The sequence below is a fragment of the Acinetobacter sp. 226 genome (assembly GCF_048147925.1).
Classification (GTDB): domain Bacteria; phylum Pseudomonadota; class Gammaproteobacteria; order Pseudomonadales; family Moraxellaceae; genus Acinetobacter; species Acinetobacter pecorum.
Map to the genome: position 1 here is coordinate 61413 of NZ_JAYWYX010000015.1, position 26448 is coordinate 87860.

At 44.3% G+C, this 26448-nt stretch carries 25 protein-coding genes and 1 pseudogene; 10 read left to right on the forward strand and 16 right to left on the reverse strand.

Going from position 1 to position 26448, the window contains the following annotated elements:
* The 11 genes from nuoL to VXP95_RS08880 form a co-directional block, all read right to left on the reverse strand.
* On the reverse strand, positions 1-1896 hold the full coding sequence (nuoL, locus tag VXP95_RS08830) for an NADH-quinone oxidoreductase subunit L (protein WP_064096456.1): 1896 nt from the start codon (positions 1894-1896) through the stop codon (positions 1-3).
* Positions 1893-2201: an NADH-quinone oxidoreductase subunit NuoK gene (nuoK, locus tag VXP95_RS08835; RefSeq protein WP_004280769.1), complete on the reverse strand. Its 309-nt coding sequence runs from the start codon at positions 2199-2201 to the stop codon at positions 1893-1895. The genes nuoL and nuoK overlap by 4 nt, the downstream gene beginning before the upstream one ends.
* Entirely contained in the window at positions 2201-2719 is a 519-nt protein-coding gene (gene nuoJ / locus VXP95_RS08840) for an NADH-quinone oxidoreductase subunit J (RefSeq protein WP_171486366.1), read from the reverse strand. The genes nuoK and nuoJ overlap by 1 nt, the downstream gene beginning before the upstream one ends.
* Positions 2719-3261 carry an NADH-quinone oxidoreductase subunit NuoI gene (gene nuoI, locus VXP95_RS08845; protein WP_064096458.1) on the reverse strand — a complete coding sequence of 181 codons (543 nt, stop codon included), beginning with the start codon at positions 3259-3261 and terminating at the stop codon, positions 2719-2721. The genes nuoJ and nuoI overlap by 1 nt, the downstream gene beginning before the upstream one ends.
* Positions 3262-3277: 16 nt before the next feature.
* Complete coding sequence (gene nuoH, locus VXP95_RS08850) at positions 3278-4285, reverse strand: NADH-quinone oxidoreductase subunit NuoH (protein WP_064096459.1); 1008 nt, start codon at positions 4283-4285, stop codon at positions 3278-3280.
* 3 nt (positions 4286-4288) lie between these two features.
* Positions 4289-6967, reverse strand: a complete 2679-nt coding sequence (gene nuoG / locus VXP95_RS08855) for an NADH-quinone oxidoreductase subunit NuoG (RefSeq protein WP_064096460.1) — start codon at positions 6965-6967, stop codon at positions 4289-4291.
* Between the two features lie 11 nt (positions 6968-6978).
* Positions 6979-8310 carry an NADH-quinone oxidoreductase subunit NuoF gene (nuoF, locus tag VXP95_RS08860; protein ID WP_064096461.1) on the reverse strand — a complete coding sequence of 444 codons (1332 nt, stop codon included), beginning with the start codon at positions 8308-8310 and terminating at the stop codon, positions 6979-6981.
* A complete protein-coding gene (nuoE, locus tag VXP95_RS08865; protein WP_416711864.1) occupies positions 8307-8816 on the reverse strand; it encodes an NADH-quinone oxidoreductase subunit NuoE in 510 nt (169 codons plus the stop codon). Before nuoE ends, nuoF begins: the two co-directional genes overlap by 4 nt.
* Before the next feature lie 14 nt (positions 8817-8830).
* Positions 8831-10618 carry an NADH-quinone oxidoreductase subunit C/D gene (nuoC, locus tag VXP95_RS08870; RefSeq protein ID WP_416706050.1) on the reverse strand — a complete coding sequence of 596 codons (1788 nt, stop codon included), beginning with the start codon at positions 10616-10618 and terminating at the stop codon, positions 8831-8833.
* Between the two features lie 91 nt (positions 10619-10709).
* Positions 10710-11390: a NuoB/complex I 20 kDa subunit family protein gene (locus VXP95_RS08875; RefSeq protein WP_064096463.1), complete on the reverse strand. Its 681-nt coding sequence runs from the start codon at positions 11388-11390 to the stop codon at positions 10710-10712.
* A 6-nt stretch (positions 11391-11396) separates the two neighbouring features.
* Positions 11397-11942 (reverse strand): NADH-quinone oxidoreductase subunit A, encoded by a 546-nt coding sequence (locus tag VXP95_RS08880; protein WP_191730570.1) that lies wholly within the window; start codon positions 11940-11942, stop codon positions 11397-11399.
* A gap of 573 nt (positions 11943-12515) precedes the next feature.
* Here VXP95_RS08880 and VXP95_RS08885 point away from each other — a divergent pair.
* A complete protein-coding gene (locus tag VXP95_RS08885; RefSeq protein WP_064096465.1) occupies positions 12516-12872 on the forward strand; it encodes a hypothetical protein in 357 nt (118 codons plus the stop codon).
* Between the two features lie 66 nt (positions 12873-12938).
* On the opposite strand, the gene bfmS is transcribed toward VXP95_RS08885, so the two are convergent.
* Positions 12939-14612, reverse strand: a complete 1674-nt coding sequence (bfmS, locus tag VXP95_RS08890) for a sensor histidine kinase BfmS (protein ID WP_064096466.1) — start codon at positions 14610-14612, stop codon at positions 12939-12941.
* Between the two features lie 42 nt (positions 14613-14654).
* Positions 14655-15371, reverse strand: coding sequence for a response regulator transcription factor BfmR (gene bfmR / locus VXP95_RS08895; protein WP_004280782.1), 717 nt, complete (start codon positions 15369-15371; stop codon positions 14655-14657).
* Between the two features lie 567 nt (positions 15372-15938).
* Between bfmR and VXP95_RS08900 the strand changes: the two genes are divergently transcribed.
* From VXP95_RS08900 to VXP95_RS08920, 5 genes and pseudogenes are all read left to right on the forward strand, one after another.
* Positions 15939-18776, forward strand: coding sequence for a ribonucleoside-diphosphate reductase subunit alpha (locus VXP95_RS08900; protein WP_416711865.1), 2838 nt, complete (start codon positions 15939-15941; stop codon positions 18774-18776).
* Between the two features lie 147 nt (positions 18777-18923).
* Positions 18924-19052 (forward strand): hypothetical protein, encoded by a 129-nt coding sequence (locus tag VXP95_RS08905; protein ID WP_416711866.1) that lies wholly within the window; start codon positions 18924-18926, stop codon positions 19050-19052.
* Between the two features lie 341 nt (positions 19053-19393).
* Positions 19394-19633: a hypothetical protein gene (locus VXP95_RS08910; protein WP_416711867.1), complete on the forward strand. Its 240-nt coding sequence runs from the start codon at positions 19394-19396 to the stop codon at positions 19631-19633.
* Positions 19634-19747: 114 nt separating this feature from the next.
* The gene (locus VXP95_RS08915; protein ID WP_064096468.1) at positions 19748-21031 is read left to right on the forward strand and encodes a ribonucleotide-diphosphate reductase subunit beta; all 1284 of its coding nucleotides are present in this window, start codon (positions 19748-19750) and stop codon (positions 21029-21031) included.
* 325 nt (positions 21032-21356) lie between these two features.
* Positions 21357-21557 (forward strand): annotated as a pseudogene (locus VXP95_RS08920) (hypothetical protein); the annotation flags it as partial.
* A gap of 121 nt (positions 21558-21678) precedes the next feature.
* Here VXP95_RS08920 and VXP95_RS08925 read toward each other — a convergent pair.
* Together VXP95_RS08925 and VXP95_RS08930 are read right to left on the reverse strand one after the other, a co-directional pair.
* On the reverse strand, positions 21679-22068 hold the full coding sequence (locus tag VXP95_RS08925; RefSeq protein WP_334135702.1) for a hypothetical protein: 390 nt from the start codon (positions 22066-22068) through the stop codon (positions 21679-21681).
* Between the two features lie 53 nt (positions 22069-22121).
* On the reverse strand, positions 22122-22583 hold the full coding sequence (locus VXP95_RS08930) for a hotdog fold domain-containing protein (RefSeq protein WP_334135700.1): 462 nt from the start codon (positions 22581-22583) through the stop codon (positions 22122-22124).
* A gap of 137 nt (positions 22584-22720) precedes the next feature.
* Between VXP95_RS08930 and VXP95_RS08935 the strand changes: the two genes are divergently transcribed.
* Positions 22721-23353, forward strand: a complete 633-nt coding sequence (locus VXP95_RS08935) for a TetR/AcrR family transcriptional regulator (RefSeq protein ID WP_334135698.1) — start codon at positions 22721-22723, stop codon at positions 23351-23353.
* Between the two features lie 280 nt (positions 23354-23633).
* On the opposite strand, the gene arsC is transcribed toward VXP95_RS08935, so the two are convergent.
* Complete coding sequence (gene arsC / locus VXP95_RS08940; RefSeq protein WP_416681286.1) at positions 23634-24062, reverse strand: arsenate reductase (glutaredoxin); 429 nt, start codon at positions 24060-24062, stop codon at positions 23634-23636.
* Between the two features lie 83 nt (positions 24063-24145).
* Between arsC and VXP95_RS08945 the strand changes: the two genes are divergently transcribed.
* Genes VXP95_RS08945 through arsH form a run of 3 tightly spaced genes read left to right on the forward strand, consistent with a single transcriptional unit; the run spans position 24146 to position 26223 of the window.
* Complete coding sequence (locus VXP95_RS08945; protein WP_144724033.1) at positions 24146-24463, forward strand: metalloregulator ArsR/SmtB family transcription factor; 318 nt, start codon at positions 24146-24148, stop codon at positions 24461-24463.
* Positions 24464-24473: 10 nt separating this feature from the next.
* Positions 24474-25514: an ACR3 family arsenite efflux transporter gene (gene arsB, locus VXP95_RS08950; protein WP_144724034.1), complete on the forward strand. Its 1041-nt coding sequence runs from the start codon at positions 24474-24476 to the stop codon at positions 25512-25514.
* A gap of 4 nt (positions 25515-25518) precedes the next feature.
* Positions 25519-26223 (forward strand): arsenical resistance protein ArsH, encoded by a 705-nt coding sequence (gene arsH / locus VXP95_RS08955; RefSeq protein ID WP_416711868.1) that lies wholly within the window; start codon positions 25519-25521, stop codon positions 26221-26223.
* The last annotated feature ends 225 nt before the right edge of the window (positions 26224-26448 follow it).

Sequence of the window (26448 nt, forward strand, 5' to 3'; positions counted from 1 at the left end):
TTATTTCCCCACAACCTGAATCACGATCAAGATCATCAGTAGGACAACGACACCGAGCCCCATACTAGATGCATATTCACGCACTAAACCGGTTTGACGTGAACTTGTAAAGCTGTTACCACCTTTAACAAGTGCAGGAAGTACCAGCCACAGGCCATCAATCGGATCACGACCAAAGATCTTCGCGAACAATAAGTATGGCTTCACGAAAATGATGTCATAAAGCGTATCGAAACCTAATGCATTACGGCAGATATTGACCAGACCAGCACCCACAGAAGTAGCTGCAAAACGTTTTACTGCACTGTAAGCAAAAGCGAACAGTACTACACCGACTACCAGTCCTGTCAAAGCAACAGCGATTGCGATGTATTCAGCACCATGTGCACCTGCTTCAAGCGCTTCAGGAATAATAAAGGCTGGAATGCGTGCAGCATCAAGAATGCTCATTACCGGTGCTTTCAGAACGATCGCAAGACCTGTAGAAAGTACAGCAAGAATCGCCAATGGCGCCCAGTATGTTGCACCTTTGATTTCGTGATAAGGCGTGTTTTCTTTGCCGAAGAATACAACCCAGATTAAGCGGAATGTATAAATAGACGTTAAGAATGCACCTGCAACACCAACCCAGTACAGCGTGTTATATACCGGCAAACCGGCAACATGACTTTGCGTCCAGACTGCAGCAAGAATCGCGTCTTTTGAGAAGAAACCAATGGTCAGGAATGGGATCGCTGCCAATGCACCGCCACCAATCGCGAAACATGCAAACAGGAATTTGTTCTTGTAGAACAGACCGCCCATCTTGAAGATGTTTTGTTCGTGATGGTAAGCCAGAATCACCGCACCAGACGACAAGAACAAGAGTGCCTTGAAGAATGCGTGTGTCAGCATGTGGAATAGGCCTGCCTGATACGCTTCAGCACCTACAGCCATAAACATATAACCCAGCTGACTCATAGTTGAGTAAGCCAGAATACGTTTGATGTCGGTTTGAACCAGTGCAGCAAAACCAGCTACAAGCAATGTCACCGCACCTGTGATCGAAATAAATACCATCACTTCTGGTGCAAGTTCAAATACTGCGAACATACGGCAGCACAGGTAAACACCTGCGGTTACCATGGTCGCAGCATGGATCAATGCAGAAACAGGTGTCGGACCTGCCATCGCATCGGCTAACCATGTTTGTAACGGGATCTGTGCAGATTTACCCGCCGCACCCAAGAACAATAACAATGCTGTCCAGATGGTCAAAGATGAACTTTGGGTCATTACAGTCGCTGCATTTTCAACGATGTACTGAATGTTCAAGGTACCAAATTGTTGGAAGATCAGGAACATGGCAATCAGCAGGAATACGTCACCGATACGGGTCACGGTAAATGCCTTGATTGCCGCCAGACCGTTTGCCGGGTTCTGGTAATAATAACCGATCAGCAGGTATGAACACAGACCTACGCCTTCCCAACCCAGGAATAACAACGCCAGGTTGTCACCTAATACCAGCAATAACATGCTAGCAACGAACAGGTTGAAGTAAGAGAAGAAACGTGCGAAGTCTTCCTCACCGCGCATGTACCATGATGCAAAGATGTGAATCAAGAAACCCACCCCTGTCACCATACCTAGCATCAATAAAGATAGACCATCCAGCTGCAAGCTGATGCCCGGTGCAAAACCGCCAACACTGAACCAGGTCCAGAGATGTTGTACCACTGCAGTTGAACCATTATTCACAAAGTCCATACCTGCAATCAGTGCGAACAGTGCAGATAAACCGACTGCACCGACACCAATAATGGCTGCAACAGATTCCGGAAGCTTGTTGCGCCCCGCCGCTAACAGGACAAAACCAATGAGCGGAAATAAAATTGTTAGATATAAATAACTCATCCGCGCATCTCACTAGCAGCATCCACATCCAGGTGATGGAAGCGATGATAGAACTGAAGGACGATCGCAAGACCAATACAAGCCTCTGCCGCAGCAAGTGTCAAAATCAGGATAAACATGATCTGACCGTCTGGCTGCGCCCATGCACTACCCGCCAAAACGAACGCCAGAGCAGCAGCATTCATCATGATTTCAAGGCTCATTAAAATAAATAGTAGGTTGCGTCGCACCATTACACCGTAAAAACCCAGTGCAAAGAGAATAGATGCAACGATCAAACCATGCTCTAAAGGGATGTTGCCCATTATTCTTTTTCCTCTTCTGCATCTGGTTCACGTTTACCTAAATGGAATGCAGCTACTAATGCAGCAAGCAATAACATCGCGGCAACTTCAACCAACAACAAGTACTGCGTAAAGAGTGATTGACCCACTGCTTTCGGGCCCACCATTTCTGTACCCATCACCAGTGAAGCTTCCGTGTAGTCAGAACTTAATACCCACACCAGCACCAGACCGATCAGGAAGCTCATCAGTGCCGGATAAGCCCAGGCTGATGAAGTCAACCATTTACGTTCTTGTTCAACAGTCTGCTCACCCAGGTTCAGCATCATTACGACGAATACGAACAATACCATGATCGCGCCCGCATAAACGATGACTTCCAGTGCACCCGCAAAAGGCGCACCGACAATCAGGAACATGCCTGCGACTGCAAGCAGGGATACGATCAGGCTTAATAAAGCATGTACCGGATTCGCGTTAGTGACCACGCGAACCGTAGAGACAATGGCCACAAGGGCCATTAAATAAAATGGCCACATCATGGTAATAGACTCCGTACATCAACAGGTGCACTTTCACGCTGTGCCTGACCTTTGTCCTTGCCTGCAATTGCCATACCGGCTACACGGTAGAAGTTATAGTCAGGATATTTACCAGGACCAGAAATCAGCAGGTGTTCTTTTTCATAAACCAAGTCCTGACGAACATATTCGCCAAGCTCGAAGTCAGGCGTCATTTGAATCGCAGTGGTTGGACACGCTTCTTCACACATACCGCAGAAAATACAGCGCGAGAAGTTGATACGGAAAAATTCCGGATACCAGCGACCGTCTTCACGTTCTGCTTTTTGTAATGAAATACAACCTACCGGACAGGCAACCGCACAAAGGTTACATGCCACGCAGCGTTCTTCGCCATCAGGGTCGCGTGTCAATACGATACGACCACGAAAACGTGGCGGCACGATTTCTTCGGCTGGTACTTCTGGGTAAAGAATAGTGTCACGTTTACGCGTTGCATGGCTGAACACCATCCAAAGTGAACGAACAATCGATCCAAACCCGGCTAGAAATTTAAACATTTTGTTCTCCCTGCCCTTACCACAAGATAACCGCGCCAGTTACCAACAGGTTAACTAGAGCTAATGGCAAGCAAATTTTCCAACCAAAGTTCATTACCTGGTCATAACGTGGACGCATTAATGAACCACGCGCCAGTACAAACATCATTACAAAGAAAGCTGTTTTGATAATGAACCAGAATGCTGCTGGAAGGAACGGAATATCAAGGTTGAATGGCGCAAGCCAGCCACCAAAGAATAGAGTCACGATCAATGCAGAGATCAGTACCACGTTAACGTATTCCGCAACGAAGAACATCCCCCATTTCATACCGCCATATTCGACATGGTAACCTTCCGCCAGTTCCTGTTCCGCTTCTGGTTGGTCAAATGGATGACGATGCGTTACCGCCACACCCGCAACCACAAAAATCAGGAAGCCAAGGAACTGAGGAATCACAAACCAGACGTCTTTTTGTGCTTCAACGATTTCACGCATGTTGAATGAGCCGGCAATTGCCACCACACCCATGAGTGAGATACCTAGGAACACTTCGTACGAAATAGTTTGAGCTGCAGAACGCAAACCGCCCAGTAAGGCATATTTGTTGTTGGATGACCAGCCACCGAACAGGACTGCATAGACTGCAATCCCTGCCATTGCCATAAAGAACAACAGGCCGATGTTCATGTCTGCAACACCCAAATACGGTGAAACAGGAATAACCATGAACGACAGCACCGCAGTTGCCATCGCAACTGCTGGCGCCATCCGGAAAGTCAATTTGTCAGCAAATTTGGGGGTCCAGTCTTCCTTGAACATGATTTTCAGCATGTCGGCAACAATCTGGAACATACCGCCCGGACCAACACGGTTCGGACCGTAACGGTCTTGCCACAAGCCGAGTAAACGACGTTCAATAAAAGACATCAACGCAGCGATCAGTACCACAACCAGCAAGATCACGATCGCTTGAATGACTGAATAGGCGATTGGCCAGTTTTCAGCCCACAGCGGCGTTTGACGGATTAATTCTTGTTCCATGAATTACGCTCCTACCGCGACTGAAACAGGCTCTGCAAGAGATACCGTCGGTGCAAGACCGATTGGGTAACCAATATAACCTGTTGGTAAGTATTCGATTACTTGTACAGGAAGAACAATCGACGTTTCACCTGCTTTAACTGTAATCCGCTGACCATCTTGAACATTCAAGCGAGCAGCATCCTGTTCACCTACTGCAAATACCGGTTCAGGAATACGGGTTTCCATCGCTGGTGTTTTTACTGTGAATTCACCTGAACCAAAGATATGGTGCATTGGTACCAAACGGAAGCTCTCAGCATTCACCAAAACAGGTGCCGGTGCAACAAAACTGCGCGCTGGACGTTTTGGTAAACGGTCGAATAGACGAACACCTGAATCACCACCTTTCAAGTGACCACCCACTTCATTCTGGTACTTGTTCCAAGCTTGTGGAGAGTTCCAGCCTGCAGACCAGGCAAATGGAATCAGTGGAGATGGTGTTTCATTACCCACATAACCTTCCATAGAGAATGTTAATGCAGAATCGATATCGGTTGGCTGTTTCGGCTCATGGACAGACAATGGCGCACGCATCGAAGTACGGCCTGAGTAACGACGTGGTTCACGTGCCACTTTCAGACCATGTACACGGAAGCCCGCATCAGGTGCAACATCCAGAATGCCTTCCAGCGCTGGAATGTTTTTTGCCACTGACTCGATCACGTCATCCAGCAAAGTCCAAGAAATCGCTTTGCCTTTCACGCCTGTTTCCAGAGCGTGTAACCAGCGCCAAGATTCTTTAATCGCCAGCTCAGGATTGTAGTAGCTTGGGTCATACACTTGGTAGAAACGTTGTGCACGGCCTTCTTGCGATACAACCGTACCATCACCTTCCGCGAAGCTTGCAGCAGAAAGCACAATGTCGGCTTTTTTCACTGTTTCAGTTTCAGAGTGATCCAGTACGATCACTTCTTTACCTGCAAGTGCAGCATCGACCTGTGCAGCAGGAAGACGACGGTAAAGGTCATTTTCAACTACGATGACAGTATCGTAATCTTGTGCAAATGCTTGCTCCAGGCTTTGACCACCAAAGATTGCCATACCCATCGAGTTCACTTCAGGAACCGTCAAGGTCAAACCGGCATTACCCAGATTCTGTGCAACTTGTGCCGCAGCTTCCATAATGGCAGGATCTTGCAGGCTTGTACCCGAAATGATCAGTGGTTTCTTGGCAGCTTTTAAAGTGTCTGCAATCGTTTGTGCAAATGCTTTCGCGTCATCGTCTAAACCAAGAATGCTCTCACCTTTCACGCCTGCCGCAATCGCAAAACCTAAACGCGCGATGTCGTTTGGAGACGCAACCACTTCCCCTTCAGCAACATCAGACAAACGGGTTTGAGTCGCAGCCAGAATGTAAATCGGAGATTTGGCATCTTGCGCAATACGTTGTACCGGTTCAGCTAACCATTCTTGGGTACGGCGCTCTGCTGCCATCTCTTTGCCTTTATTTTTCGCAGCCTGGCGAACAGATAAAGCCATACGAGGTGCAGTTTGAGTCAGGTCTTCACCCAGAATCAGTACCGCATCATAGCTCTCAATTTCACGCATGTTAGGGTTGTATACACCCTCGGTTTGCATGATAGAAGCAGCCAGTTCAACCAGGTTGTGCTCTTTTTGAGACAGACCGGTTGAGAAGCGATCTTGACCAACCAGCTCAAGAAGTGCGTAGTTCGATTCAAGAGACGCTCGCGGCGAACCAATACCCAGTACTTTTTTGCCTTGGATATTTGCAATAACCGTATCGAGTGCTGCATCAACTGAAACAGTTTCAACAGTAGCACCATTACGGAATTGTGGCTGACGTGGACGGTCTGCACGGTTCACATAACCAGTACCGAAACGGCCTTTGTCGCATAGGAAGTATTGGTTCACTTCACCGTTAAAACGGTTTTCTACACGACGAAGTTCGCCATAACGTTCACCCGGAGAGATGTTACAGCCTGAAGAACAGCCCTGGCATACGCTTGGTGCATACTGCATGTCCCACTTACGGTTGTAGCGTTCAGAGTGAGTCTTATCTGTGAATACACCAGTCGGACACACTTCAGTCAGGTTACCCGAGAATTCAGACTCTAAGGTGCCTGATTCTGGACGACCGAAGTACACGCGTGATGCGTTGGCATACACGCCAAAGTCGGTACCACCTGCGTAGTCTTTGTAGTAACGCACACAACGGTAGCATGCAATACAACGGTTCATCTCGTGCGCAATAAACGAACCAAGTTCCTGGTTGTAATGGGTACGTTTGGTGAAACGGTAGCGACGACGGTCATGCTGTGTCATTACAGTCATATCTTGTAAATGACAGTGACCACCCTCTTCACAGACGGGACAGTCGTGCGGGTGGTTGGTCATCAAGAATTCAACAATCGAAGCGCGGAAATCCTTGGCTTCTTTGTCTTCAATCGAGATGTAGGTATTGTCTGCTGCAGGTGTCATACATGACATGACCAAACGACCACGCGTATCTTCTGGATTCGCGTACTGGGTCACGGCACATTGACGGCAAGAGCCGACAGAACCTAAGGATGGATGCCAACAAAAGTATGGGATATCAATGCCAAGACTCAAACATGCTTGTAGCAAGTTTTCCGAGCCGTTGACTTCATACGATTTGCCATCGACATGAATTGTAGCCATAGTCGAATTCCTTAAGCTTGTTCTACGGAGCTAACTTGAGCGGCGGCATTGATGACCTTCGCTTCAAATTCACCACGGAAATGTTTGAGTGCACCCATAAGCGGCTCCATTGCACCAGGAGCATGCGCACAGAAAGTTTTACCAATCCAAAGCTTACGAGTCAGTTCTTGTAAGTGATCGATATCTTCTTTCTTACCTGTGCCATCTTCGAGTGCTTTTAGTGCTTTCACAGCCCAAGGCAAGCCATCACGACAAGGTGTACAGAAACCACATGATTCACGTGCAAAGAATTCTTCGAGGTTACGTGTCGCTGAAACCATACACTGGGTTTCATCAACCACCATGAGCAGACAGGTACCTAAACGTGAACCTGCTTTCATGATGCTTTCCGCATCCATAGGAAGATCAATATGCTCGGCAGCCAAGAAGTCAGTTGATGCACCGCCTGGTAACCATGCTTTCAGTTTCAAACCGTCGCGCATACCACCAGCGTGTTCTTCAATCACTTCACGCGCTGTTGTACCAAATGGCAGTTCCCATAAACCCGGGAATTTCACCTTACCTGATGCACCATAAATCTTGGTGCCCGGATCTTTCGACTTACCCGCAGACAGGTTGATATACCATTCAGGACCGCGCAGCATAATAGCTGGCAAGTTATTGTAGGTCTCTACGTTGTTGACAATCGTAGGACGACCCCAAGCACCTGCAACCTGTGGAAATGGCGGTTTAGTACGCGGGTTGGCACGGCGGCCCTCAAGCGAGTTAATCAATGCAGTTTCTTCACCACAGATATAACGGCCCGCACCGGTATGCACATGCAACTCGAAGTTCCAGCCAGTACCGAGGATGTTGTCCCCTAAGTAGCCTTTGGCACGAACTTGCTCAAGTGCTTCATTTAAGTATTTTGCAGCTTCGATGTACTCGCCACGGATAAAGATATAACCATGGGTCGCTTCCAGCGTATAGCCTGCAATCAGCATACCTTCGATCAATTGATGAGGAAGATCTTCCATCAGCAAACGGTCTTTGAAGGTACCTGGTTCCATCTCATCGGCATTACAAATCAGGTAACGTGGACCCGAGTTGTCATTTGGCGCCATCAATGACCATTTGATGCCTGCCGGGAAGCCTGCACCACCACGACCTTTTACAGTCGCTGCCTTAACCACTTCCAATACATCTTTAGGCGACATAGACAGGGCTTTTTTAAAGCCTGCATAACCTTCCAGCGCTTCGTAATCATCAGCATTACGAACGTTGGCCTGCTTGCTTAAACGCCAGGTAAGCGGATGAGTTTCCGGGTTACCGTCACCATAAATTGGTTTTGGTTCAGTATTCATACATACTTCTCCAACAGCTGTTTCACCGAAGTCACTTCAACCAGACCGTGCGTGTCTTCATCAATCATTAAGGTTGGACCTTTGTCACAGTTGCCCAGACAACAAATTGGCAACAAAGTGAAACGACCATCTGCAGTCGTTTGACCAAACTGAATGCCTAATTCGCGCTGGAATGCTTCTGCCAAAGTTTCCGCACCCATCAAGAAGCACGCAATCGAATCACATAACAAAATTACGTGACGACCGACCGGCTGACGGTAAATACGGTTATAGAAGGTTGCCACACCTTCCAGATCTGCAACGCTCATGCTCAGCATTTGCGCGATGGCATTCATTTGCGCATCATCTACCCAGCCATTACGGCGTTGTACACACTTTAGCGCGTCCAGACATGCCGCACGTGGGTATGGATAGTGCCCCATGTAATGTTCGATATCGTGAATTTCGTCCGCAGTCAAAATTCCTTCAACGTTCACACGTGGCTTTTTATCAGTCAAAATCATCATAATGCGTTTACCCCTTAGCGATCCACGTCAGCCATTACGACGTCAATGGTCGCTAAATAAATGATTAAGTCAGACATTAGGCTGCCGTTAATCACAGAAGGCATTTGCTGTAAATGCGTGAAGGTTGGTGTACGGATACGGGTACGGTAACTCATGGTTGACTTGTCTGAAGTCAAGTAGTAGTTCGACGCGCCTTTTACCACTTCTGCCATCACAGATGCTTCACCTGCCGGCATTACAGGACCCCAAGACACGCTCAGGAAGTGCGTAATCAAGGTTTCAATATCTTGTAATGTCTTGTCTTTTGGTGGTGGAACAGCCAGTGGATGGTCTGCTTTATACGCACCAGACGGCATGTTGTCTAAGCATTGCTTGACAATTTTTAGTGATTCTTCGATTTCACGGAAATGCACCATAACACGTGCATATGCATCGCCTTCGTACTCTAAAGGCACGTCGAAGTCGTAGTTTTCATAACCGCTATATGGACGGTATTTACGAACGTCGAAATCAATACCTGTAGCACGCAGACCTGTACCCGTTACACCCCAAGCCAATGCCGATTTCGCATCGTATTGCGCCACACCCTGGGTACGCCCCATAAATACCGAGTTGCGTAAAGCAGCCTTGTAGTATTCATTCATACGTTTTGGCATCCAGTCAAGTAAATCTCGAACCAGCTTGTCCCAACCATTTGGCAGGTCGTGGGCAGTACCGCCAATACGGAACCATGCCGGGTGCATACGATAACCCGTAATCGCTTCTACGATATCGTAGACTTTCTGACGGTCGGCGAACATGTAGAACACTGGCGTCATACCGCCGGCATCCTGAATCGCGGTACCAATAAACAGCAAGTGGTTATTGATACGGAACAACTCCGACAACATGACACGGATACACTGGGCACGGTCAGGTACAGTAATACCCGCCATTTGTTCCACGCCCATCACATAAGGCATGTTCTGTGCACAGCCACCGAGGTAGTCGACACGGTCTGTATACGGAATGAATGAATGCCAGGTTTGACGTTCAGCCATCTTTTCCACACCACGGTGGTGATAACCGATGTCAGGCACACAGTCTTTAACTTCTTCACCGTCCAGCTGCAAGATCACACGGAAAGCACCATGCGCAGATGGATGGTTCGGACCCAGGTTCAGGAACATGAAGTCTTCGTCAGCATTGCCGCGCTTCATACCCCAATCTTCAGGAACGAAACGAAGATGTTCCTGTTCGTAGTCCTGTTTGGCTTTATCTTGCAGATACGGCGTATATTCGGTCGCACGCGCAGAATATTCTTTACGTAGCGGATGACCTTCCCAATAGGTTGGCAACAAGATACGACGGAGCATTGGATGCCCTTCGAAATTGATCCCGAACATATCGTAAGCTTCACGTTCGTACCAGTTGGCATTTGGCCAGATATTGGTTGCCGTTGGAAGATTCAAATCGCTTTCTGCTAAGGCAACTTTAATACGAATGTCAGTATTACGCTCGAGCGACAACAGGTGATAGAACACGGTGAAGTCAGACGCAGGTAAACCGTCGCGGTGCGTACGCAGACGCTCATCTACCGCTGACAGGTCGAACAACATCACGTAAGGACGTGACACTGTACGCAAGAACATTAAAACTTCTTGTACACGTGCGCGCTCAACCCAGACTGTCGGAAAATCCTCGAAAGTCGTTTGCACAAAGAAGTTCTCACCAAATTTGGTTTTGAGCTCTTCAATGATCGCAAATGCTGGGCGTGAATCAACAGGCGTTGATTCTGGCATAGCAATGTCAGTTTCAGCCATTGGCTTGGCTTCCTATTTAATACAAATTCAGTCAACCTAAACGACAACTACACCCATAGCGGGTGCACAACAAAAAAACCTGTCGTTTAAATTATTTAATTTCATCCATAGAGCGTAAGTTTTTCACAGCAACACGCTGGTCTTTCTTACGGTCACGTTCCGGCATCATCTTTGGCTTATACACTGGCTTAAGATCATCACCGATTACCGCAGAAAGCGGACGTCGCTCTAGTTGAATCTGGTCTTGCAACAGCATCAATGCCTGAATTAAAGCTTCAGGACGTGGTGGGCAGCCTGGAACATACACATCCACAGGGATGATTTTATCCACACCTTGTACAACCGAATAGATGTCGTACATACCACCCGAGTTGGCACATGCACCCATAGAAATAACCCATTTCGGTTCAAGCATTTGTTCATACAAACGTTGAATTACTGGTGCCATTTTTACGAAGCAGGTACCGGCAACGATCATCAAGTCGGCCTGACGCGGTGAAGCACGAATAACCTCTGCACCGAAACGTGACAGGTCATGTACGCCTGTCAAAGTCGTCGCATACTCTACGTAGCAGCAAGATGTACCAAAGTTAAATGGCCAAACTGAGTTTTTACGCCCCCAGTTGACTGCTGTATGTACTACATCCTCTAAGCGAGTCATGAATACATTTTTATTCACTTCTTCTTCTAGCAACGGATCTTCTACAACAATGCGTTCCTGAAGTGGATATTGATCAGCATTCGGATTCGCACGGGTTAATGTATATTTCATCCCGTATTACTCCTTATCAGATAATTGAGCTTGTGACTTTTTCACAAAACCAGATGATTGAGCCGGGATTTGACCCGTAGGATCCATCACCAATTCTTCAACCGAGTTGAAACGCGTAATTTCTGCAATATCCATATTTGGCGAACCAATCTTAGCTTTAATTCCTGCTGCCTTACGTCTGTCTGAAGGTGCCCAATTGAGAGCGCCTGTCGATAATTCGTAAATCAAACCAACAAGTAAAACTAAAATAAAGATAGCTGCAGTTGCAAAACCAATCCAACCCACTTCACGAACAGAAACTGCCCATGCATATAGATAAAGTGCTTCCAAATCAAACACTACGAAGAATATTGCAACTAAATAGAATTTTGCAGACAAGCGGATACGAGCTCCACCTGCACTAACTACACCTGACTCAAACTGCTCCTGCTTGGCACGGCCCCATGATTTACCCCCAAGGAGTAACGGGACAGTCAGCATAAAGACGCATAAAAATGTAACGCCGATCACGAAGGCAATAATTGCCCATTCGTATGGAGTAATAGCACTCATGCGGGGATAACTCCTGGCAGGCCTATTTATTAACAAAGAATGTATGTATTGGCCTTCAAATACACCATACACAAAATTAATCCCGCCAATTGTACCTGATTTATGATTTCACTTGCTAGTTTATAAGCCTTAGTCTTTGGGATGATTTTTTAAGCATTTCAGCATTTAATTTCACTTTCATCACCCAGAACCCGCTTTTATCGTTTTATTGAATAAAATTCTAAATTTTTATTTATTTTTCTATAAAAGGAGATGCAAAGCCACTCGCATTCCGATTTGCAGCACTCCTAGCCATTTGTTTAGATATAGTCCTTTTATCAATCAAATCCAAGTCCAATCTGATTAAAACTTATTACAGGATTCCAAAATCCCGACCAAGCTTTAATTCTCTTACAGGCTCTTCAGCTGAATATGCAGGTTTAACATCTATTTAACGTTCATCTGCTCTAGCGTAATGTTAAACAAGCATTTGTGTCTTTTTGCAACACACTCAACAGACTGATTCAGAATATGTTATTTGTATTTCTTAGTTCCCATTATGACTTTATAAAGTAACAATAAAGGAGTCCCTGCATGTCTCTGCATTATGCCCATAAACCAAATTATTTTTTATATGCTCAATTAATCGTTCGACATATCCAAAATTACGTCCAGAAAAACCAAAACACCAGCCAGCTTGTTTTTGAATTAAATGAGATTAATGCACTATTTCAGGATGATTTTGCGTCTGTCAGCGTCAATCTGGATGGAATTATGAATATCGCTGATGAATATAAAGTCGAAACCCTATCAGGCGACCAGAAATTGATTCAGCACTATAACGTCGATGTGAAAAATGCCCAACTGCTGATCGATTGCAACCCTGAAGCATTACAAAGCTTAAGAGATGGAAAGCCACTCATTGAGCCAGATGCCACCATCCAAGAGTAAATTACTACCCATAAAAAACGATGCATCAGCATCGTTTTTTATGGGCAAGATATTATTTACATCGTATTAAACTGAATGATCACTGCTTTCCTCAGTCTTTTTTTCCAGCAACTTGCGTTTATTCTTTTTCACATAACGCTGTGCCGGCCAGGTCATGATAAAACGTGCACCGCCCAAGGTTGGACTTTGATCCACCTGAATGGAACCACCAAACCAGTAGGCAATCCGGCTGACAATGGATAGACCCAAGCCATAACCACCTGAAGCACGGGTGCGACTATCATCCAAACGGGCGAAGGCTTCAAAAATACGGGCACGATCTACTTCCGGAATTCCGGGACCGTCATCTTCCACACACACATAGGCCTGGCCGTCCTGATCCAGACCACCGCTGATTAATACCTTATTATCACAATAACGGATGGCATTCCCCACCAGATTCTGAATCACGCGATGCAGATAACGACGCTCCGCCTCGACTACTACAGCCACAGGCATTGGGTGTAATTCAATAATTTTATGGGTTTTCAGTGCTTGGGTTTCCACCATCACCTGATTCAGCACGTCATACAGATCAATCTGTTCAAACTCAATCGATGGCATACCCTGTTCCAGTTTGGCATAGGTCATGATCTCATCAATCAAGGTATTCAGCGCTTCAATATCCTTATCAATCTGCTCAACCTGTTGCAGACGATACTCGTAGTCATCTTCATCTGCCATCATTTCCACACCAAAACGGATCCGTGCCACCGGTGTACGCAATTCATGCGAAACCGCACGCATCAACTCCCGCTGTGCTTCGATCAAGCGCTGGATATGGTCTGACATATTGTTATAACTGGAAGCCAGTGTAGACATCTCATCACTACCATCCACCGGAAGACGCAATGACATATTACCGGTCTTCATCTTGTTTAAGGCATAGCTCACTTCACGCAGCTTACGCTGCATCGGAACCAGAAGGCCATAAACACCCAAACTCAGTACAAACAGGCTTAATAAGGTAATACCGGTCGCCAACTGGAATGGCATCCAGTTAAATAACGGTACTGGCCCCATGACCAAGACCTGAGAGGTCGAACCTGGAATTGGCGAAATAATTGAAATGGTCGTACCACGAATAGAAGCATTATCGCGATATAAAATAATACTGTGATCCAGACGCAAACGTCCGATCTGCTCGGAGTCCAAAGGCAGAGATTGGACATTTTCAATGGAAACCGGATAGGAGAAATAATCCTGGATACGGGCTAGGTATTCTTTTTCCTGACCCGGATAATAAACCAGATAATCCAGAATAAAGACCGCCAAGGCCTTCATCTGGCGTTCAGTGATGTTGTCAGCCTTTATATAAAGGTAATGATCTGGATCATCACGCAGTCCCACCACAATATAAGCGATACCGGACTCGGCATCCCAGCGCACTACAGCCTTTCGATCAGCAATACGTCTCGCTTCAGCACGGGTAATATCTACCTTGCTGGCATCTACATAATGAATGGGCAATTCCAGCAGATCGGAGGCATCAGAAATCCAATCCATCTTCTGCTGGAGATTTGGCTGACGTGCAACTCCCTCACTGATGATATATGCCATGCCATCAGTCAGGGATTCGCGATATTCTTGCGCACGCTGATAGTTGATAATCTGTACCAACAAATAGCCGAACACCGCCACCAAGACGACAAGGATGACGAGTCCTGCATAGATACGCAAAAATATACTGTGTTTAAACACCTATAATTTATCCTGCTTGTTCAAGCAAAAAACCTCATTTGCTTAAAGTCCATTAGTCTCTTTAACGAAAAGATAACCTTTACTACGTACTGTTTTAATACGCTTCGGATTTTCTGGATCGTCACCAATTTTTGGACGGATACGCGAAATACGTACATCGATTGAACGGTCTTGACCGTCATATTCAATACCGCGTAAACGTTCGAAAATATCTTCGCGGGAAAGGATACGACCTGCATTCGATGCGAGCAACCACAACAGGTCATATTCTGCGCTGGTAAAATCAACCAGATCGCCATTTAGGGTTACCGAACGCCCGCCATTGTCGATCACCAGATCATCAAATTCGATACGCTGTGCCACTTCATCTTCAGGCACCTTGTCTGTACGACGCAGCAATGCGCGGATACGCGCCAGCAATACACGCGGCTGAACCGGTTTAGCAACGTAGTCATCTGCACCCATCTCCAGGCCCAGAACCTGATCCATATCTTCAGTACGTGCTGTCAACATCAAAATCGGTTGATGATAATGTGGACGTACTTCACGGCAAATGGTCAAGCCATCCGCACCTGGCAACATCACATCCAGCACCACCATATCTGGCTGTTCAGCAATAATCCGACGAATGGCACGATTACCATCCGGCTCTACCCCCACCTCAAGTCCGTTACGGATGAGGTATTCTTGCGTTAAACGGGCAAGACGCTCGTCATCTTCAACAATTAAAATCTTGGGTAACTTTTCTTCTTGGCTCATGTATTGCCCCTTATATGGTGGATCTACGCTATAGGCGTATCCTTTTGAAATCCAATAGATACGTTTTTAATATGCTTGCAATATACACACGTTTACATTGTAAACAAGATAGCGTTCACCAAACTGATACATCAAGATAGCATTTTGTAATATTTTATCGTGCATTTTTTGGGCAGTTGTGCTTGAAACAGGGGCTTAGATCTGAATTGGGACTTACACAACTATTACATGAACAAAATATGACTGCTTGATTGAGCGCTTTTTAGTTATCCACAATGTTATCTATAAGCACTTTCTTTGGACTTTGTTATGCTATGCCTTGCCTGATAAGGCTTATACAAAAATCAATAAAAATAGCGATATTTTTGCAATGATTAAAGCACAACTAAAGAAAAATTTTTAGCTGAATGTCAATATTGATCTACCCTAAATTTTCCCGTATCTTGTGTTCAATTAATTTTAAAACCACTAGGTCTTGTGTTTATTCCTCAAATACTGTGGCACGAATTTTGCCCGGTTCAAACGGTCCATAAACATAAAAATAGATGACAACGGAGCTATGCTAACATGAGCGTAATCACTTCAACTCCTGGTCAACTTCAGGTGATTAAACGCACCGGTGATGTTGCCGCTTTTGATGCAGAAAAAATTTCTGTCGCAATTGGTAAAGCATTTTTGGCGGTTGAAGGCCAACAAAGCGCTGACTCGAGCCGAATTCATGATCGTATCGAGCAACTGACGGAAATGGTATTAAATACCTTTAAACGTCGTTTACCTTCTGGCGGAACGATTCATATTGAAGAAATTCAAGACCAAGTTGAACTTGCGCTAATGCGTACGGGCGAACAGAAAGTTGCACGCTCATATGTTATTTACCGTGAACAACGTTCTGAAGCGCGTAAACAGTTAGGTGCAAATCATCACCCGACGCTACAAATCACTGATGCTGAAGGAAAATTAAAACCTTTAGATCTCAGCGAGTTGACTGCGACTGTAGAAAAAGCTGCTCAAGGTCTGGAAGGGATTGATGTTCAGGCGATCATCGATGAGACCGTGAAAAATCTCTACAACGGTGTAAAAGAGTCTGATATCTCTACCACCATGATGATGGCGACCCGTACCCGGATCGAACAGGAACCTAACTATACTTACGTGACTGCACGTCTGTTGCGTGATGACCTGGTAGCCACCGGTTTAGAGTTTTTGGGTCTTCCGACAGACACCAATGAAGGCGATGCGCTTGAAACTTTCCTGAAAAAAGGGATCGAGCTTGAGCTGCTTTCTCCAGAATTGCTGAACTTTGACTTGGCCAAACTGGCTGCAGCGATTCAACCGGAACGTTCAAACCAGTTCACCTACTTAGGTCTGCAAACCTTATTTGACCGTTACTTCATCCATTCAGATGGCGTACGTTTCGAACTTCCGCAATTGTTCTTTATGCGTGTTTCTATGGGCTTGTCGCTCAATGAAGAAAACCGTGAAGAACGTGCAATCGAATTCTATAACCTGTTGTCTAGCTTCGACTACATGGCTTCGACGCCTACCCTGTTTAACTCAGGTACGTTACGTCCACAATTGTCTAGCTGTTATTTGACCACGATTGATGATGATCTGTATGACATTTATGGCGCGATGCGTGATAACGCAATGCTGTCTAAATGGGCAGGCGGTTTAGGTAATGACTGGACACCAGTTCGTGCCTTGAACTCATACATCAAAGGTACTAACGGCAAGTCTCAAGGTGTTGTTCCGTTCCTGAAAGTAGCGAACGATACAGCTGTTGCGGTTAACCAGGGTGGCAAGCGTAAAGGTGCAGTATGTGCATACCTGGAAACCTGGCACCTGGACATCGAAGAATTCCTTGAACTGCGTAAGAACACCGGTGATGACCGTCGTCGTACCCATGACATGAACACTGCGAACTGGGTTCCTGACCTGTTCATGCAACGTGTATTCGAAGATGCGGAATGGACTTTATTCACGCCTTCTGAAACGCCTGATCTGCATGATTTGACTGGTGCTGAATTCGCTGAGCGTTATGCACACTACGAAGCGATTGCCAAAGAAACAAACATGTTGCACAAGAAAATCCGTGCAAAAGATTTGTGGCGCAAAATGCTGTCTATGTTGTTTGAAACTGGTCATCCTTGGATCACATTCAAAGACGTATGTAACCTGCGTTCACCACAACAACACGTAGGTGTGGTGCACTCTTCTAACCTGTGTACAGAAATCACGCTGAACACCAGCAAAGAAGAAATCGCGGTATGTAACCTGGGTTCAATCAACCTGGTACAACACGTTCAAGGTGGTGTGTTAGATCGCGAAAAACTGGCGCGTACAGTAAAAACTGCGGTTCGTATGCTCGACAACGTGATCGACATCAACTACTACGCTGTTCCACAAGCGCGCAACTCGAACCTGAAACACCGTCCAGTCGGTATGGGTATCATGGGCTTCCAGGATGCGTTATACGAAATGAACCTGGCTTATGGTTCTGATGCTGCGGTTGAGTTTGCTGATGAATCGATGGAAGTGATTTCGTACTACGCGATTTCAACCTCAAGCGATTTGGCTGTTGAACGTGGTACATACGAAACATTCAAGGGTTCATTGTGGGATCAAGGTATCCTGCCAATCGACTCGCTTGATCTGGTTGCGAAAACTCGTCCTGAACGCATGTTCGAAGTCGACCGCACTCAACGTCTGGACTGGGACACTTTACGTGCCAAAGTTCAAAAAGACGGTATGCGTAACTCGAATGTGATGGCAATTGCTCCGACTGCTACGATTTCAAACATTTGTGGCGTGTCTCAATCTATTGAGCCAACCTTCCAGAACCTGTATGTGAAATCAAACCTGTCTGGTGAATTCACCGTGATTAACCCGTACCTGGTACGTGCGTTGAAAGAACGTGGTCTTTGGGATGCGGTAATGGTCAACGACCTGAAACACTTCGAAGGTTCTGTGCAAAAGATTTCCCGTATTCCTGAAGAGCTTAAAGCCATCTTCGCGACTGCGTTTGAAGTTGAAACTCGCTGGATCGTGGATGCTGCATCACGTCGTCAAAAATGGATCGACCAAGCGCAGTCTCTTAACCTTTACATCGCTGGTGCAAACGGTAAGAAACTGGACATCACTTACAAGATGGCTTGGTTACGTGGTCTTAAGACGACTTATTACCTTCGTGCATTGGGTGCAACGTCTGCTGAGAAATCAACAATCAACACTGGCGCATTGAACGCAGTTAAACCTGCAACTGTTGCGGCTCCTGTTGTAGCAGCAGCTCCTGTCGTTGAAGCGCAAAAACCTGAAGCTCCTGCAGAGGAAGAAGGTTTTGCTCAAGCGGCTCCAGTGCCAATGGCATGTTCAATTGACAATCCTGATTGTGAAGCTTGTCAGTAATTGGCAAGTTTCTAGAATCCCCCTAAATCCCCCTTTTACAAAGGGGGACTTCCAGAAATCAAAATAGGTAGATGGAAGCCCCTCCTTTATTAAAGGAGGGGTTTGGGGAGGATTTAAAAGAATTTAAAAATAACAAAGGAAACCTCAATGCCACATATGACCCACAACTACATGTTAGGACTTGCGGCATTGCTGATTTCCTTTGGTATTACCTTTTACGCACCGATTGCTTATTTCTGGTACAAAGTTCGCCAGCAGCGTAAGCAAAATAAGTAATTTTCTTTAGACGAATTACTTCTTTTGATTATGTAGCAATACAAAATCAAATCTAGATTGAAGATTACGAAAGATAGAAAGTAATTGGAGATTTAGAAAAGATTTGAGAAAAATGTTGGGGATACTGCAATATCCCCCTCATTTGACTCAAATAAACAGGCAATTTGCTGTTGATTGAGAGTACTTTCCGCTAAGAAAGTAAGGGAATAATCCCTCAACTTAGTTCTCTCGTCAACAGTAAATTGCAAACAAACCAGTAACTTATTGAAGGTACAGATAATGTTTTTTTTGCAACACCCAATTTACTTATTTGATGAACACTAATGATGAGGATTTTACCTATGAGTATTTATTGTATTACGTATGATTTGAGGCTTAAATCAAGTCGACACTACCAACAACTTCTTAGTTTTATAAGAAAAAATTATGAAGTTATACAGCATCAAAAATCTGTATTGATTGTGTCTTCATTGGAGTCAGCCGAAGCTATACGGAAGGGTTTATTACCTTTTATTGATGAAAAAGACAAATTAGAGGTCTTTGAATTAAATAGAAGTGATATTGATAAATTAGTAGCTTAGAAGAACCCCAAAACCATTTAATGTTCGCATTAAATGGTTTTGAAATAGAGACAGGTTTATAATCTTTATTCTATTTCACTGGGGTTCACCTGATTTTTAATTAAGGAGAATCCCATGTCTATCCTAAGTTGGGACGATTTCGAAGATGATTCGCAAAAACCGGCTGCACCTGAACAGCAGCCTGCGCCCGTCGAGCCGCAAAAAGCGACTAATTCACAGATGGTATCTGATGCAGGCAACGCATCGCCGGATGTGGCAGCTGCACAACCCCTTAGAGCCACTCAAAACCGAGGATCAAATCCAACCGATTCGCTGGCAAGAGCATCTGCTTCCCTAGATCAGCTTGATGTTGCTCCAGGCCTTGAAGAGCTTGAAATGGGTGCGCAACGTGTACAGGTTGACGACAAGGCAATGATCAACTGTCGTGCAGACTTGAACCAGCTTGTTCCATTCAAATACGAATGGGCTTGGCAGAAGTATCTGGACGGATGTGCAAACCACTGGATGCCGCAAGAAGTCAACATGAACCACGACATCGCGCTGTGGAAGTCTGAAAATGGCTTGACTGAAGATGAACGTACCATCGTGATGCGTTCACTCGGTTTCTTCTCGACTGCCGATTCACTGGTTGCAAACAATCTGGTACTAGCGATTTACCGTCATATTACTAACCCTGAATGCCGTCAGTACATCTTGCGTCAAGCGTTTGAAGAAGCGATTCACACACACGCTTACCAGTACTGTATCGAGTCGTTAGGCATGGATGAAGGCGAAGTCTTCAACATGTACCGCGAAGTACCGTCAGTGGCACGTAAAGCGGCATGGGGCCTGAAATATACTCAGTCTTTAAGTGATCCTACTTTCAAAACTGGTACCCCTGAAAACGACCAGATCCTGCTTCGCAACCTGATCGCGTTCTACTGTGTACTTGAAGGGATCTTCTTCTACTGCGGTTTCAGCCAGATCCTGTCGATGGGCCGTCGTAACAAGATGAATGGTGTTGCCGAGCAGTTCCAGTACATCCTGCGTGATGAGTCAATGCACCTGAACTTCGGTATCGATATGATCAACCAGATCAAGATCGAAAACCCAGGTCTATGGACGACTGAATTCCAGGAAGAAATCATTCAGATGATTCTTGAAGGTACGATGCTGGAAATCGAATATGCACGTGATACCATGCCACGCGGTGTACTTGGCATGAATGCTGGCATGATGGAAGAATACCTGAAGTTCATTGCTAACCGTCGTCTAGCGCAGTTAGGCTTGCCTGAACAGTTCGCTGGTGTGAATAACCCGTTCCAGTGGATGTCAGAAATGATGGACTTGCGTAAAGAGAAGAATTTCTTCGAGACGCGCGTAACAGATTACCAAACTGGCGGTGCGTTAAGCTGGTAATTCATAAAAACATCACGCGACACATAAGTTGTCATTTACGACTCATAGTTTGTCATTGAAAAAACCGCCAATACTGGCGGTTTTTTCATTTCAACAGAAACAATAACTACCAATAAAAGCTTTAAATTATATATAGATATAAAGCGCTCAAAAGACTGAAATACATACACAACCCAGTAGAAATTAGGCAAGAGAATATTTAGATGTCAAAAGATAAACGCCAAAAAATTAGGAATGAAATCAAGATAGCCTATATAAAAAAGAAATTATCTCTACTCCCCAGACAGTAGATGACCTTATTTATTAGAAGCTCATTCCATGAGAGGAACTCAGTAAAGTACTTAAATTGAAGGAAGTCTATATGACAGGTAGTGAAGCTAGTAAGTTACTGGGAATGAGACATTCACATATAACGAACCTACAAAAATAAGGTTTAATTCACCCTTATTATCTTGGTAAGACTAATTCAAAAATTAGGCTGTTTAAAAGAGATGACGTTATACGTATCAAAAATGAGAATTCTTAATTCATTAAGAATTCTCATTTATCAGCGGCTATATGACCTTCTAACAACTAAAAGAGAATCGTTTGGGATTTCTACTTTTATTTTTATCTGTATATCATTACCTCTTTAAAAATGAGATCTATTATCCTTGTGGAATATTGGCAACAGTGCTACTATTTTTATACAACTTATTAATATATAAGAAAAAATATGGAAAACCAATTAATATGTTCGGTAGAATCGTATAAAAAACATGTTTAGTCCCAATATAATGATGAATGAAAGCATAGAGGATCATCAGTGAACCATAGGGAACAAATGCCGAAACAATAAATTTATAGGGCGCAGGAACGACTCTGTAAGTAAATTCAACTAAACCCGCAACCAAATAGCCGCCGATAAAACTATTTACAGCTTGTGTAAATGCAGAAAGCCAAACATTATCAGCACTATAGTTAATATAATACGTCAAAATACCATAAAGTATTGCAGATAAAAAACCTGTAATCAGCATTCTAGTTTGAGATGTCATCTTCTTAAAACTCCAAGTTATTATTTTGATAGATCATGAATTAAAAAGCTAAATCACGCCTTTTTCGCCGATATCCACATGGTAATGGTTGCTTTAAAGACAATTTCATCAAGCTGATCTTTGACTTCAATATTGACCTTATATTCACTCGGTTTGGTTAAATCCATTGTTGTTGCAGGTGTGGCCGTTGCGACCAATCCTGTTGTCGCCTTTTTCAGATATTCAACCGTCATATCCTTCGGAATCCAGCGATACGTAGACGGTACTGTCACTTCGGTCATCGTACCGCCTGAGAGCTCGGCCATATTGCACATTGCAATGGCATGTACGGTGCCTAAATGGTTTGTGACTTTTCTAGATTTTGAAATACTGACTTTACAAAACTCAGGTCGCAATTCCTCAAATTTTGGACTGATACTTGCAAAGTAAGGTGCTTTAAGACATAACGCTTTCGAAAATGCCCATTTCCCGCCAGGTTTAGATGACAGTTTTTCCCATATATTCAGTGTGCTCATGACACATCCTCTTTTTTTATCATCAATTTTTTAAATTAGAATTATGTTCTGTTTTTGAGTTTTATTCTGTTTTAACTAATTGTCAAGTGACTGATAATTCATTTAAGATTCTGTTTTCTTCAAATTCTGTGTCTGAAATGAATACCATTGCTATTTTTGAAAAGCACTACGCTGGAAGACGAAAACAATTAAAAAAAGAAATCTTAATAACAGCATTACAGCTTTTTAATCAAAATGGTGTTGAAGCCACGACCATTGAGCAAATCAGGGAAAATTCTGATACCAGTGTTGGAGCGATTTATTATCATTTCGGTACAAAAGAAGGAATTATCGCCAATTTATATTTTTTAGCATTAGATGATCAGGCGATTGAAAGAGAAAAATATTTTAAAAATATCAATAATATAAAAGAATTCATTTTTGCAATTGTCCATAGCTATCTTGATTGGATAGAACAAAATGTAGAACTTGCGAGATTTCAAATTACTGCCCGATATTATGTTTCTACGAGTACATATGAGGATGAATTGACTGAAAAGAATAAGACAAGGAATAAAGCAATTTTTCAGCATTTAAAGTCTGTATATTCAATGGAAAAACTCAAGAAATTACAGTTAAACCTAATCGTTTCATTAATACTAGGTCCCGCTGAAAATTATGCAAAACTATGGCTACTAGAAAAAATTTCCGAGAAACCGTCCAAATATAGAAATGAATTTGCTCAATCAGCCTGGTTATCTGTTGAACGTTTTTTTATAACAGATCAATAATTTTCTACCTTGGTTTGGATCTTGAGTCTAAAAAATTATTTATCAAAAATAACACTGGTTGAGTCTTCTTAAACTCATAATGACATCGGTTGAGTCGCAGTATAATGTCATTATGGTTCGTTAGAAGAACTAAGACATTGATTTAATTATCACGCGAATGACAACTTATGTATCGTTTGACGCTTAAAATGACACGATATCTGTCATTTTAACTTTTTAAAAAAAGCCACCCTCGCGGTGGCTTTTTTATGATCTGATTGATCTGCTTAAATTCTGGAATTTATTTCAACCGTTTCCCTGCTTCATCAATAATTATTTCCCCGTCTTCTTTGCTAAACGCAGCACGCTGCGGAGCAGAAAGAATATCTAAAACAACTTCTGATGGTCGGCACAATCTCACACCAAGTTCAGTCACCACAAATGGACGATTGATCAAAACCGGATGTTGCAGCATAAAATCAATCAGTTGTTGATCTGTCCAATGGCTGCTTTCCAGGTCAAGTTCTTCATAGGGCTTCACATTTTTACGAATCGCTTCACGTACCGACAGACCCGCATCCTGAATTAACTGAATCAGTTCTTCTTTGGTCGGCGGTGTTTCCAGATATTCAATCACCTCGGGTTCCTCACCGGTATTGCGGATCAGGGCCAAGGTATTTCGGGAAGTTCCACATTCAGGATTATGATAAATCTTGATCTTTTGCGACATGACTTTTCTCAGTGCATAAACAATATTGCTTTTATATATGGATATCCGTATATTCGCAATAGTAAATATATCAGGATATCGCGATGCATCAGACCGATTTTTTCAAATGTCTTGCCGATTCAACGCGTTTAGATATTTTAAAGCTGGTCATGGCCAAACAGAATGTCTGTGTCTGTGAATTCACAGAGCAATTAAATCTGAGCCAGCCCAAAATTTCCCGTCATCTGGCCTTATTGAGAAATCTGGGCGTTTTGCTGGATCAACGCCAAGGGCAATGGGTTTATTACCGTTTAAATCCTGATTTGCCGGTCTGGGCAAATGAAGTGTTAAAAGTCATCGCACAAGATCCGGAAATTCAAAAGTTAAAATCTACCATTTCAGCATCCTGCGAATTATCCTGAGTCCAATATCATGTCTACTTCAAAAATGTCATTTTTAGATAAGAATCTGACCATCTGGATTTTTATCGCCATGCTGCTGGGGATCTGGATTGGGGTTTTCTTTCCTCAGGCTTCGATTACTTTAGACCGGATGAGTATTGATTCGGTCAATATTCCGATTGCCATCGGTCTGATTGTCATGATGTATCCACCGCTTGCCAAAGTGAACTATGCCACTTTGCCGCAGGTATTTAAGGATAAACGCACGCTTACCCTGTCTCTGGTTCAGAACTGGCTAATTGCGCCCTGTCTGATGTTTGCATTGGCGCTGATTTTTCTGCAATCCTATCCTGAGTATATGACGGGTGTCATCCTGATCGGCTTGGCGCGTTGTATTGCCATGGTGCTGGTCTGGAATGGTCTGGCTTGTGGCGACAACCAGTATGTGGCCGGACTGGTGGCATTTAATAGTATTTTCCAGATCCTGTTTTTCAGTAGCTATGCCTGGCTGTTTTTGACCTTCTTGCCGCCTTATTTTGGTGTTGAAGCACAGGTGATTGATGTTAGCTTCTGGACGATTACCCACGCGGTTCTGGTTTATCTGGGGATTCCATTTTTGCTGGGCTTTTTGACACGTTTGATTCTGGTTAAGCAAAAAGGTCTGGAATGGTATCAGACGCAGTTTATTCCAAAAATCAGTCCGCTCAGCCTGCTGGCTTTGCTATTTACCATTGTTGCCATGTTTAGCCTTAAAGGCGGTGATGTGGTCAGCCTGCCACTGGATGTACTCAGAATTGCTATTCCCCTGACCATTTATTTCATTGTGATGTTCTTTATCAGCTTCTTTATGAGCAAGTGGATGGGCAATGATTATCCTAAAACTGCGGCTATTTCTTTTACCGCTGCCGGTAATAATTTTGAACTGGCTCTGGCAGTTGCGATTGCCACTTTCGGTCTCGCGTCCCCTGTGGCATTTACCACCGTGATTGGCCCTCTGGTTGAAGTTCCGGTTCTGATTGCGCTGGTCAGCGTTTCATTATGGCTAAGAAAAAAAGTGTTTAAAGAGGCATAACCCGATGGATCTCCCGAATATCAATTTGAATCTGCTAGGAACACCGACGCTGGACAAAGTTCAGGCCAAAGCACTGGATCATCCACCCCGGATTTTGCTGCTGTATGGTTCAAACCGTGAACGGTCCTACAGCCGGCTCGCTGTTCAGGAAGCGGGCCGGATACTGGAATATTTTGGCGCCGAAGTCAGAATCTTCCATCCCAAAGGATTACCCTTACCTGAGGATGCAGATACGAGCCACCTTAAGGTAAAAGAACTGCATGAACTTTTGGCCTGGTCAGAAGGCATGGTCTGGTGTTCACCGGAACGTCATGGTTCGATGAGTTCGATTCTAAAAGCCCAAATTGACTGGATTCCTCTGGCAGCCGGTGCAATTCGTGCGACTCAAGGCAAGACGCTGGCCGTGATGCAGGTTTGTGGTGGTTCGCAATCCTTTAATGCAGTGAATCAGTTGCGTGTTTTAGGACGCTGGATGCGGATGATCACGATTCCAAATCAGTCTTCTGTACCGAAAGCTTTCCTTGAATTTGAAGAAGATGGTCGCATGAAACCATCACCTTACTACAACCGCATTGTGGATGTGATGGAGGAACTCTACAAGTTCACTCTACTCACCCGCGGTCAGTCTGCTTATCTCACCGATCGATATTCTGAACGGATGGAAAGTGCCGAAGAATTATCAAAGCGGGTAAATCAGCAGACAATCTAGTATTTTCCAGATTCTTTCGATTCATCTTTTAAAAACCTCTATATTAAAAAATCCCGCTTAAAAAGCGGGATTTTTTATAAAGCACAATTAAGGGAAAAGTCTGGCATGATCAATGCCAGATTTCCCAATCAAAGGATGAGTTTCAAGTGGCTTTGTTGCACAAACCTAGCCTATAAGGTTTATTCAGTCCTATAATTTCAAAATGAATAAACATACTCCTAAAAC